Origin of the sequence: Anaeromusa sp. (genome assembly GCF_028691475.1) — a bacterium.
Lineage (GTDB): Bacteria > Bacillota > Negativicutes > Anaeromusales > Anaeromusaceae > Anaeromusa.
In genome coordinates this window covers 91,589-100,307 of record NZ_JAQUZF010000001.1, presented here as the reverse complement: position 1 = coordinate 100,307, position 8,719 = coordinate 91,589, and the positions used below count along the sequence as shown (strand labels likewise).

General features: G+C 51.8%; 6 protein-coding genes. All 6 read right to left on the bottom strand.

Going from position 1 to position 8,719, the window contains the following annotated elements; all coding sequences use genetic code 11:
* Positions 1 to 441 precede the first annotated feature (441 nt).
* The 6 genes from glmS to PHF27_RS00555 all read right to left on the bottom strand — a co-directional run bounded on the left by glmS (position 442) and on the right by PHF27_RS00555 (position 8,659).
* Positions 442 to 2,271, bottom strand: coding sequence for a glutamine--fructose-6-phosphate transaminase (isomerizing) (gene glmS / locus PHF27_RS00580; protein ID WP_300064829.1), 1,830 nt, complete (start codon positions 2,269 to 2,271; stop codon positions 442 to 444).
* Positions 2,272 to 2,615: 344 nt separating this feature from the next.
* Positions 2,616 to 3,962, bottom strand: coding sequence for a phosphoglucosamine mutase (gene glmM, locus PHF27_RS00575; RefSeq protein WP_300064827.1), 1,347 nt, complete (start codon positions 3,960 to 3,962; stop codon positions 2,616 to 2,618).
* A 42-nt stretch (positions 3,963 to 4,004) separates the two neighbouring features.
* A complete protein-coding gene (locus PHF27_RS00570; RefSeq protein ID WP_300064825.1) occupies positions 4,005 to 5,603 on the bottom strand; it encodes an FAD-dependent protein in 1,599 nt (532 codons plus the stop codon).
* Between the two features lie 29 nt (positions 5,604 to 5,632).
* Entirely contained in the window at positions 5,633 to 6,556 is a 924-nt protein-coding gene (locus tag PHF27_RS00565; protein WP_300064837.1) for a CdaR family protein, read from the bottom strand.
* Positions 6,557 to 6,562: 6 nt separating this feature from the next.
* Positions 6,563 to 7,375, bottom strand: a complete 813-nt coding sequence (gene cdaA, locus PHF27_RS00560; RefSeq protein ID WP_018703322.1) for a diadenylate cyclase CdaA — start codon at positions 7,373 to 7,375, stop codon at positions 6,563 to 6,565.
* Positions 7,376 to 7,585: 210 nt separating this feature from the next.
* Entirely contained in the window at positions 7,586 to 8,659 is a 1,074-nt protein-coding gene (locus PHF27_RS00555) for a branched-chain amino acid aminotransferase (protein WP_018703323.1), read from the bottom strand.
* Positions 8,660 to 8,719: the final 60 nt, after the last annotated feature.

The following is an 8,719-nucleotide window of genomic DNA, read 5'->3' as shown; positions in this document are numbered from 1 at the left end:
TTCACCGTCCTTTGCGTAAGGTTAGGGTAGCACTTACTGATTCGCATTTGTGGGGGTGAAGTCCTTTTTATTGCCTAAAAACCCTTTGATTTTTCTAGGGTTCGAGAATATGAAAATCACTCATATATTAAATGAGTATTTTTTTAAACTCCTCTTCCTTTTTTAATAATGTCTACCTTTGTACGTTTGTATGTTCAAATCGATAATTCACAAATTCATCTAACCCCTTCAATACGCACAGTACTAACGTTGACAATGCTATATATTCTCTCTGAATTTCTATTAAAGCTGCTTTGGGGACAGTGGGACGTTCCTTTTGGGTCAACTTTCTATAATTAACGATAGCGAAAGATATACGCAAAAAAACCGCTCTTCATGATAATCTATTCCTAGCTTACCATAAATGAGCGGTTTTTTCATCTTTTACACAGTCAGTTTCTATTATTCAACAGTGACGCTTTTTGCGAGATTCCTTGGTTTATCTACGTCGCAGCCGCGAGTGACGGCGGCGTAGTAGGCCAGGAGTTGCAGCGGAATGACCGCCAGCAACGGCGCCAGGTATTTGTCGGTCGCAGGAATCTGAATGACATGATCCACGTATTTTTTCAGCTGCTCGTCGCCTTTAAGGCCGATGCCGATAACGACGGCGTCCCGCGCCTTGACTTCTTTAATATTGCTCAGGGTTTTCTCATACACGTCGGTCTGTGTCGCCAAAGCGATAACCGGCACGCCTTCAATAATCAAGGCCAAGGTGCCGTGTTTGAGTTCGCCCGCGGCATAGGCTTCCGCATGAATGTAGGAGATTTCTTTGAGCTTTAGAGCGCCTTCCAAAGCCACTGCATAGTCCAGCGAACGACCGATGAAGAATACGTCTTCGCTGAAGCCGTATTGCTGGGCAAAGGTTTTAATGGGCTCTACGTCTTCCAGAATTTCATGCGCCTGTGCAGGCAGTTCCCGCAGACCGCGGATAAGCTCCTGAATCCGTTCAGCAGGCAGAACTTCTTTGAGGCCTGCCATATAGATGCTCAGCATGCAAAGCGTAACCAGCTGCGTTGTATAGGCTTTGGTAGAAGCCACGGAAATCTCCGGGCCCGCCAGGGTGTACACTACTTGATCCGCTTCCCGAGCGATGGAGGAACCCAACACGTTGGTAATTGCCAGCGTGCGAGAGCCAAGACGCTTTGCTTCTTTCAGCGCCGCCAGAGTATCGCTGGTTTCGCCGGACTGACTGATAACAATGGTCAGCGTCTTCTCGTCGATCAAGGGCGAACGATAGCGGAACTCGGAGGCGATGTCTACTTCCACCGGGATGCGCACCAAGCGCTCAATGAAGTTCTTGCCCACCATGCCTGCATGATACGCCGTACCGCAGGCCACGATGGCAATTTTGCTGATATTGTCCATATCATGACGCGACCATTTCAATTCTTCGAACACGATATGGCTGTCGTCTTTAGCCAGCCGTCCGCTCATGGTTTCCCGCACCGCTTTAGGCTGTTCGTAGATTTCCTTGATCATGAAATGCTCGTAGCCGCCTTTTTCCGCAGCTTCCGCATCCCATTTGACTTCGAATACTTTTTTGGTAACAGGCACGCCTTGGCGATTCATCACCCAAACCGCATCTTTGGTCACAATGGCCATTTCACCGTCGCTGAGAATGTACGTACGGCGGGTACGCTTGATGATCGCGGGGATATCGGAAGCGATGAAGTTTTCTCCTTCACCCAGGCCGATAACCAGCGGATTGTCCTGTTTGGTGCAAATCAGCTTGTCCGGATCTTCTTCCGACAAGAACACCAATGCATAGGAACCTTCAATTTCAGCCAGAACTTTTTTTACGGCTTCTTCAAAGTTTCCTTGGTAATGCTCTTCCAGTAAATGGGCTACTACTTCTGTATCCGTTTCGGAAGTAAAGACATGGCCTTTAGCAATCAGGTCTTCCTTCAGTTCCAGATAGTTTTCAATAATCCCGTTATGGACTACCGTAAACTTACCAGTGCAGTCGGTATGGGGATGGGAGTTGACGTCCGACGGACGCCCATGGGTCGCCCAGCGAGTATGTCCAATGCCAACATGTCCTTGAGGCGCCCGGTTTTCCAGGCGTTTACAAAGAGCGTTCAGACGACCGACGCTTTTTTCCACATTCACCTTAGCGCCGTCAAAGACCGCAATGCCCGCCGAGTCGTAGCCGCGATACTCCAGTTTGCTCAAGCCTTCCAATAAAAACGGGGTCGCCTGGTCTGGACCAATATAACCAACAATACCACACATAATAGTATCCTCCTGCTTACACTTCTTAGGGAGGTTCCTGCCAAGACGCATTGTCCCCGCGGTCACCCACGGGTTTTGTCGTCTTTTTGCGGCTGCAGGTCCGCCGAGAGGCATCCGCTGATCGTCTCGATGCTCCTCTTCCTCGTCCTCTTGACTGCAACACAATCAAGAGCCAGCGCTTCATGGTCGGCTTTGCTTGCCTTGCTGTTTCCACCTCCTTGGGGCAAAACCAGCCTGACAGTAAACAAAGGAGCACCTCCCGTGCTCCTTTGCAACGTCATATATAGCTATTGTACTCGACGTCCGTCGTTTGGTCAACTTACTTCTCTCTTACGGTTTCGCGCTTACGCTTGTTCCCGATCTATAACGGTCGCTACTTCCTGCGCCAGAGAATCAAGCTGCTCTTGTACCGGTCCTTCGGCCATCACGCGAATCAGCTTTTCCGTCCCCGAGGCGCGCACCAGAATGCGTCCTTCTTCGCCCAAAACGGCTTCCGCCTTTTCAATGGCTTCACAGATGGCTTCGTTGTCTTGCCAGCCTTCTTTGGTGCCTACGCGCACATTGACCAGCACCTGCGGGAAACGCGTCATTACGCCGGCCAGTTCGGACATGGCTTTGCCGCTTTCTTTCAAATTGGCCAACAGCTGCAGCGCCGTCAAAATACCGTCGCCAGTAGTGCTGAACTGTCGGAAAATGATATGACCGGACTGCTCGCCGCCCAGAGAGAAGCCGGAGGCGCGCATGGCTTCCAGCACATACCGGTCTCCTACCGGCGTCACTACCACGGTGCCGCCTTCTTTGCGGATCGCCTGATGCAGCCCGAGATTACTCATGACCGTCGCCACCAGAGTATGCTCTTTGAGCTTTCCTTGACGCAAAAGAGCCAAAGCGCAAATAACCATGATCTGGTCGCCGTCAACAATGTTTCCTTTTTCATCTACGACTAGGCAACGGTCCGCATCGCCGTCGTTGGCAATGCCAACATGCGCTTTTTGCCGCAGCACTTCCCTCTGCAGCGCATCCAGATGCGTAGAGCCGCAGCCTTCATTGATATTAATGCCGTCAGGCTGATTGTAAAGCACCGTAACCTCAGCGCCTAAACGCTCTAAAATGCGCGGCGCCGCTTCAAAGGCGGCTCCATTGGCACAGTCCAAGACCACGCGCAGACCCTGCAAATCGCCTTTAATTGTCCCGGCCAAATAGTCTAGATATCGATCCAAAAGCTCATGGCCAGGTTCAATGGTTCCCACCTGAGCGCCGGTCGGACGCTTGCCGCCTTTTTCGTCGCAAGACAGCACAAGTTCTTCGAGCTGATCCTCTACTTCATCAGGCAGCTTATACCCTGTACCGGCAAAAAACTTGATACCATTGTCCGGATACGGATTATGCGACGCAGAAATTACAGCGCCTGCCTGGGCTTTACAAGAATGCGTCAAATAAGCTACAGCCGGTGTCGGCACTACGCCCAACAGCACTGCCTTGCCGCCTGCGGCGCAAATACCGGCGGCCAAGGCCGCTTCCAGCATCGGACCGGACAAGCGAGTATCGCGGCCAATCAAAATTGTAGGCTGGCATTTACTATGCCGCCCAAAATAGGTGGTCGCCGCCCAGCCTAACCGAAATGCCAATTCCGGCGTCAGTTCTTTATTTGCAATCCCCCGCACTCCGTCGGTTCCAAACAATCTTGCCATCGTTTTTAAAATCCCCCTCTAGAAAATCTTTAACCATGCCGCTTAGCGCGGCGGTCCGTACAGCTCTATCAGCGACAACGCCGCCATATACCCGTCAAGAGCCGCGCTCATAATGCCTCCAGCGTAACCGGCGCCCTCTCCTAAAGGATACAAGCCCTGCAGCGTAAGAGACTGAAAATCCCGCCCCCGCAAAATACGAAGCGGTGCGGAGGTGCGCGTCTCTACGCCGGTCAACACGGCTCCCGGATGATCAAAACCCTTAATCTTTCGGCCAAAATCCGGCAGAGCCTGCCGCAGGGTATCACCGACAAAAGCAGGCAAGCAAGCGCCTAAATGGGTTCGTTTGATGCCCGGCCGATAGCTTGGGGAGGTTAAAAACTCCGTCTTGCCGTCATGGCCCTGCAAAAAATCCCCTACCGCCTGCACCGGTGCGGCATAACCGCCGCCGCCAGCAGCAAAAGCCGCTTGTTCCCACTGCCGTTGAAAAGACACGCCTCCTAAGGGCGTGCCGTCATGATCCTCCGGCAGCACATTCACAACCAACGCGCTGTTAGCAAGCCCCGAAGCGCGGCTGTAAAGACTCATGCCGTTAGTTACAACGCCGCCCTCTTCGGAGGCGCTGGCGATTACCAGACCTCCTGGGCACATGCAAAAAGAGTACGCCGTCCGCCCGTTGCTGGGATGATGGTAGACCAGCGCGTAATCCGCCGCCCCTAGGCGCGGATGCCCTGCGGCAGCGCCATATTGCGCCTGATCCAGCACTTCCTGCGGATGCTCAATACGCAGGCCGATAGCGAAGGGTTTTGCTTCCATCGCCGCTCCTCTTGCCTGGAGCATAGCGTAGGTATCCCGTGCGCTATGGCCGATGCCCAACAGCACAGCCGCGCAGGCTTCGCGTTCTTGCCCGTTGATTTCAACAGCAGCAACGCGGCCATCTGTCACTTGCAAATCAGTTACCTGATGCTCGAAGCGTACTTCGCCGCCCAAACGCTTAATCTCTTCACGCAAGTTTTTAACAACCAAGCGCAATAGGTCCGTACCCACATGCGGCTTATGCAAATAGGCGATTTCCGGCGGCGCCCCAGCGTCTACCATGATTTCCAGCAATTCCTGCATCCGCGGATGGTTTACCCGCGTCGTCAGCTTGCCGTCCGAAAAGGTACCGGCGCCGCCTTCGCCAAATTGCACATTACTTGCCGGATCCAGCCGTCCGCTTTGCCAAAAGTCAGCTACGTCACGGCTGCGCCGTTCCACATCCCGTCCTCGCTCCAGCACCAGCGGCCGGTAGCCTTGACGAGCCAAAGCCAAGGCGGCAAACAGCCCCGCCGGTCCTAGGCCTACTACTACAGGCCGCCCCTTTAAGGGCGTTGTCCCCAGCAGAATCGGCGGCCGTTCTTTGGGTTGTCCCAAAACAATATCCCGGTCATTGCGAAGTTTTTTGCACACCGCCTTTTCCAGCGGCGTTTCGACCTGTAACGTATGGACAAAAGAAATATGCGGCTTGCGCCGCGCGTCCACCGCACGGCGGACAATTCGCACCTTTTGGATGTCTCCCTCTTTTAGCCCCAGCCGTTTAGCGGCAGCCGTCGTTAAAGGAGTTTCATCCTCCAGAGCGGTACGAAAATTATGAATGACTATCAAACTTCTTACTCCTATCTTTAAAAAACGTCTTAGCGTTCTACACTAATTTGCACATGCACTTTCGGCGGCTGAAAAACCACGCCTGGTTGCGCCTGCAAGATCAATTCCCGATCCATATTGCCGTTTACCTGCGACAAGTCAATGATTTCCGTAGAAATATAAGGCATTCCGTCCAGCACAGCCTTATCTCCTTGCGCTTCTACCTTGTTAGGCACAATTACCATGCGGGTAATCTTGGTGCCCAACGGTAATTGTCCTTGGAAAGCCGCTTCCACATCCAGTTGTTTTTTTATCTGCGGCTTGGACCAAGCAACAAGCACATGAGACACATCAGGCGTAATGGTAACACCTTCCGCCAGCCGGCCTTCACTATTTAAAGCCAAGACCGGAGCTTCCACTTCAAAGGAAGCATCCTTGCCGCTGGCGTCGACGGTTACCACTACCTGGCTGACCGCCGCTACAGCGCTGCGCAGTCCTTCTAGACGCACTTGCTTCACCGATAAATCCGTCTTCACGCTAGCCGTCTGCGGCTCTGGACTGCCGTTTAGGCGCAATTCTACAGGCACTACTTTGGAGATAATCATTTCCAAAGTAATGGGTACAGGGTTCGGTTGAATCTCTAGTAATTCTACGCCGCTAGGCACATTCACCTGAAAACGGGGCGCCTGTTTCCCTTCGCTCAGCCCCTTTAGGTCCAGCACCGCCTTCATATCCGCCGGATTCAGATACGCCACGGCGCTGCGCGGCCCCTTGACGCGGATTCGCACAGTTTCCGGCAATTGATGCACGACTAAGTCGCTGGCCAGATTGTGCACCTCAACGGGTACGCTATAGCTGACCTCTGCCGGCGGATTTTGTTCATTCATTACATAAAGCCACAAAAAAATGGCAGAAAAAAGTGCTAACAGCTTCATTGCCAAATTTCTGCGCAATAAGTTCACCAATCCCTGCATCACAGCTTATTGCCTCCAATTAAAGAAGTCCCCAAGGCTTGTATGACGCTGCACCACCAAGGGGCGCAGCATTTCCTTCAGGCTTTCCGTATCCAGATAGCGAGTGAGCTTACCAGAACGAGCTACGGAAATAGTGCCTGTTTCCTCACTGACTACCACTACTACGGCGTCTGTCTGTTCTGTTATACCGATCGCCGCTCTGTGACGCGTCCCCAGCTCTTTACTCAAGCTGCGGTCTTCCGTCAAAGGCAGCAGACAGCCCACCGCCAACACACGGTTGCCGCGTAGTACCGCAGCGCCGTCATGCATAGGCGTATTAGGAATAAAAATATTAATCAAGAATTCATTAGATACAATACCATCAACCTTGATCCCAGTTTCGGTATAATCCCCCAAGCCAGTTTCCCGCTCCAGCACCAACAGCGCGCCAATCTTGTTTTTCGCCAGCACCGCCACGGCCTTAGCCATTTCCTGCAAGAAATCTTCAGTTTCTTCCTCATTTAAAAAAGCGTTCTTACGAAACAGCTTGCCGCGCCCTAATTGTTCCAACGCCCGGCGCAGTTCCGGTTGAAATACCACAGGCAAAGCCACGAGCATGACGGTCACTGTTTTTTGGAGCAGCCAATAGACTACGTTTAACCCCAGCCACTTGCTGCCCGCCGTAGCCAAAAGAAGCAGCATCAGCCCTTTTACCAATGCCGCCGCGCGAGTGTCGCGAATCATATAATACAACCGATACAATACAAAGGCAACTATAATAATATCAATCACGTCAAGACCGCTTAACGTGGCCAGGATCACTTCAATTTGCGACATCATGGTGAAAACCCCTCACGCTGCTTATACTCAGCCCATAAATTCATACATATTCATTTTTTATTCGTTCTTTAGCGGCTCAATCCCTTTTTACAAATTCATTTTTTTCGGTTGCCTTCAGCATTTTCTTGGGATAAGTGCAAAAATGAGACCATAGACGGTCTCAAAAAAACCAGGTCCACGCTTTTACCGCATGGACCTGGGAAAAAAGTCTTAAATTTTTGTTACTTCATCAACCCAACCGAACTTGTCGGCAATTTTACCGGACTGAATGCCTGTAACATGATCGAACAGCTTTTGCGCAAAAGGACCAGTCTTATTGTCGTGAATGCTAATCTTATGGCCCTTCCAGCAAAGCTCGCCCACCGGCGAGATAACCGCTGCCGTACCGGTGCCAAATACTTCTTCCAACTGCCCTTTGGCATGAGCTTCGAACACTTCGTCAATGGAAATGGCTCGTTCCTCTGCCGGCACGCCCCAGTCTTTACAAAGCTCAAGCACCGTGCGACGGGTCATACCGCCGAGAATGCTGCCATTCAGAGCCGGAGTAATGACTTTGCCGCCAATTTTAAAGCAGATATTCATCGTACCCACTTCTTCAATGTACTTGCGCTCACAGGCGTCCAGCCAGAGTACCTGCGCAAAGCCTTCTTTCTTCGCTTCAATCTGCGCTTTCAAGCTGGCTGCGTAGTTAGCCGGCGTTTTGGCTTCGCCAAGACCGCCCTTGATAGCCCGTACATAATGATCTTCTACTTTGATGGCTACCGGGTTAAAGCCTTCGGCATAGTACGCGCCGACCGGCGAGAGAATAATAAACAGCTTATAGCGGTCCGAACTCTTTACTCCCACATAGGGATCGTCGGCAATAACAAAAGGACGTACATACAAGGATGTACCTTCGCCTTTAGGCACCCAGCGTTTTTCCAGCTCTACCAGTTTGTGCAGTCCTTCCCGCAGCAGCTCCGTGTCCATCTGGGGGATACAGAGAATATCCGCCGAACGGTTGAACCGGGCAAGATAATCGCGAGTCCGGAAAATGACAACACGGTCATCATCGGTTTTGAACGCTTTAATGCCTTCAAAAATACCCTGACCATAATGAAGGATCATAGCCGCCGGAGAAAGGTCGAAATCGCCGTAAGGCTCAATGCGCGGCGAATGCCACCCTTTACCTGTCTCATAATCCATGACAAACATGTGATCCGTAAAGTAGTGACCAAAGCCAAGCTTATCCTGCGGGGGAAGCTCCTTGGGTGTAGTTACCTTTGTTACTTTAATTTCCGCCATAGTCTGACTGCCTCCTTCTCATGCATACAACCTGTAATAAGTCCGCTAGCATTAGACCTA